Annotated in this window: 1 protein-coding gene; it reads right to left on the reverse strand. The window is 47.7% G+C overall.

What is annotated here, in order from left to right; all coding sequences use genetic code 11:
* The coding region (locus ACS8FD_RS17390) for an alanine--tRNA ligase-related protein (RefSeq protein ID WP_439276770.1) at nucleotides 1–960 on the reverse strand (960 nt) is incomplete at both ends.

The following is a 960-nucleotide window of genomic DNA, read 5'->3' on the forward strand; positions in this document are numbered from 1 at the left end:
TACTAATTAATACTGGCGTGCCTGCAATGGTCTGTACATCGTCTAGTAAGCTGGCCGCTTGAGCACTGGCCATTTTTTGTTGCAGACGCTCCAGTTGTTTTTCTAAGTCGCGCTGCTTGTCAGCCATGGTACGTACACGCTGTGCAACTTCAGGGCGTTTGACTTTGAGCTGGGAGGCTAAAGTGCTCAACTGCTGATCGTTTTGTTGGATGTATTTTATCGCGCCCATGCCAGTAACGGCTTCGATCCGGCGAATACCTGCGGCAATACCAGACTCACTGACAATTTTGAAGGCACCGATATCACCGGTACGCTGTACATGAAGGCCACCACATAGCTCGATAGAGAAGGGCTGACGCTGTCCATCAACGATACTTTCTGTGCCCATAGTTAAGACCCGAACGTCACTACCATACTTTTCACCAAACAGCGCGACTGCGCCTTTTTGCATGGCTTCATCGATGGGCATATTCTCAATACAAGCAGGTGCGTTAGCTTGTATTTGTTCATTGACTAAACGTTCTACGCGCATGATTTCAGCGCTACTGACGGGCTTGTCATAAGCAAAATCAAAACGTAATACATCGCTTGATACCAGCGAACCTTTTTGTGCAACCTCATCGCCCAATACCACTTTTAATGCTGCATGCAATAGGTGCGTGGCAGAATGGTTTTTGGCACTAGCGGCACGAACATCAGAAAGCACGTGCGCGTCCGCCGTTTGCTGCACACTAACGCGGCCCATATTTACGACACCATAGTGAATAATAGCTTGTCCAGACTTTTTAGTATCTTGTACTTCAAACACCCCTGTTGTCGTACGAATTTCGCCAAGCTCGCCAACTTGCCCGCCGCCCTCAGCATAAAATGGTGTGCGATCAATGATGACGACACCTTCCATTCCTTCATCTAAGTGTTCAGTAGATTTACCGTCTTGGTATAAGGCAATAACATTGACGT

This window comes from Psychrobacter sp. 1U2, assembly GCF_051847575.1.